This window comes from Marinobacter sp., from assembly GCF_041686475.1.
Classification (GTDB): domain Bacteria; phylum Pseudomonadota; class Gammaproteobacteria; order Pseudomonadales; family Oleiphilaceae; genus Marinobacter.
In genome coordinates this window covers 16246-18040 of the sequence record NZ_JAWLDU010000057.1, presented here as the reverse complement: position 1 = coordinate 18040, position 1795 = coordinate 16246, and the positions used below count along the sequence as shown (strand labels likewise).

Genomic DNA, 1795 nt, shown 5'->3' with positions numbered 1-1795 from the left:
GGCCCAGGGCCTTGTCGGCGAGTGCGTGGGCGAGGCCAGATTTGCCGATAGCGACGGCGAAGGCTCCGAGGGTGGCGTAGGAAAGCGCGACCGTTGCGCCACCTCCCAGGCCTTCGTTGAACGCGGCAATGGTGGCGTCCAGTGACAGGCCGCTGATCAGGCCGCCGGCAACGGCGCCTATGATGAGGGCAACTACAACGTGGATGCGGCACAAACTCAGGACGAGCATGATGGTTACCGCAGCAACAACGGCATTCATGGCAGACTCCGGGCTTTCGGGGATGGCTGTCAGCGCCCTGCAACAGGGGGCAGTTCAGGAAAACGCGCTAATGTGCCGGAAACGGATGCCGCAGTCAAAACCGTGATTACCGTTACCTGTCCCCTACATAGGCAAACCGTGGCACCAGCTCGCCGGCCATTTCCACGGTTTCGCGGAACATCGCCAGAGGCCTTACCCACAGGCTGTAATCGCCGTAGAGGCAGCGATAGACCACCATCTGTTCTTCGGTTTCGCTGTGCCGGGCCACGCCGATGACTTCGTAGTCCATGCCCTTGTAGTGGCGGTATCGGCCGGGGCGGAGTTCCGCTTTTCTGTCAGTCATTGTATTCTTCTCCACGCGTAGCCTATGGCTACGTGTTTTTTGCAGCGGACGTACTCCGTGCAAACGTATAGACTTGTACCGAATGAATGCAGGGAGGCATCGGGGCTGATTGTTGGCTTCGTCAGTCTAGTTCAGTTTTCTGGTTCCTGGTAAAGCGGTCACTATGACATTTCCTGTTGCCTGCCAATTCTTGCGCGTACTGCTGCTGGCGCTGCTGATGGTGCCTGGTTCGGCCGTTGCACAGGATGCTGTTTTCGCCTGGGTGGAAGCCCCGGAAGCGGAGATGGGCATCGAGGATATCCGCGCCTTGCCGGAATCGCAATGGCGGCCAAAGGCCGAGGACGAAACCCTGAATTTCGGTTTCAGCGACAGAAGTTATTGGTTACGGGTTGAGGTACCTGCGGATCCCGCCAACCGTTTGCTGGAGATCGGTTATCCCCTGCTGGATGATGTCCGGATCCACTGGTTTGTCGGTGGCAGTCCAGTGGAACGTCATGCCACCGGTGACCGTCGTGTGTTTGATTCACGGCCAATCCATCACCGTAATTTTGTATTCCTGGTACCCGCCAAAACGGAGCCTGCCACGGCCTATGTCCGGGTTCGCAGTGAAGGCTCCGTGCAGATACCGGCGCGTGTCATAGCGTCGGCAGACTTTCTGGCCGGCGAGCAGCTGGATTACGGTTGGCAGGCAATGTTCCTGGGCATCATGATTTCCATGGCCCTGTACAATCTGTTTGTCTTTGTGATTGTACGGCACATGGCCTATCTCTGGTACGTGCTCACGGTTATCGCCTCGGCACTGGTCCTGCTTAATTTCAATGGCCTGGTTTTCCAGTGGTTGTGGCCCGACCTACCGGCTCTGAACCGCTATTTCACGGCTCCCGCCATCTCCGCCAATATCTTCTTCGCCGCCATGTTCACGTTGAGCTTCCTGGCGGTACGAAGATACAGTCCTCTCTCCCACCGGTTACTGCAGTTGATTGTGCTGGTCAGCGCCGGCTGTTTTATCTATGGCCTGTTCGGGAGCTATCAGACTTCCGTCGCCATTATCAGTGTGGTGGCGGCTGTCATCACTCCCCTGACCTGGATAATAGGACTGGTCGTCTGGTTAAGGGGGCAGGTGCTTGCGGGCTTCTACGTTGTGGCCTGGACCCCACTTCTGTTGGGTCATCTGGTGATGGCGGTCAGCAAAA

Annotated in this window: 2 protein-coding genes and 1 pseudogene; 1 reads left to right on the top strand and 2 read right to left on the bottom strand. The window is 57.5% G+C overall.

Annotated elements, in window-relative coordinates:
* Both ACESMB_RS12295 and ACESMB_RS12290 read right to left on the bottom strand, forming a co-directional pair.
* Positions 1-259 (bottom strand): annotated as a pseudogene (locus tag ACESMB_RS12295) (sodium:proton antiporter); the annotation flags it as partial.
* Positions 260-371: 112 nt separating this feature from the next.
* Complete coding sequence (locus tag ACESMB_RS12290; RefSeq protein WP_372926963.1) at positions 372-602, bottom strand: DUF1653 domain-containing protein; 231 nt, start codon at positions 600-602, stop codon at positions 372-374.
* Between the two features lie 163 nt (positions 603-765).
* Between ACESMB_RS12290 and ACESMB_RS12285 the strand changes: the two genes are divergently transcribed.
* A partial coding sequence (locus tag ACESMB_RS12285) for a 7TM diverse intracellular signaling domain-containing protein (protein WP_372971662.1) occupies positions 766-1795 on the top strand: 1030 nt, incomplete at its 3' end.

Coding starts and splice junctions, on each gene's coding strand:
- ACESMB_RS12290 (WP_372926963.1), bottom strand. CDS start 602: ATGACTGACAGAAAAGCGGAACTCCGCCCCGGCCGATACCGCCACTAC.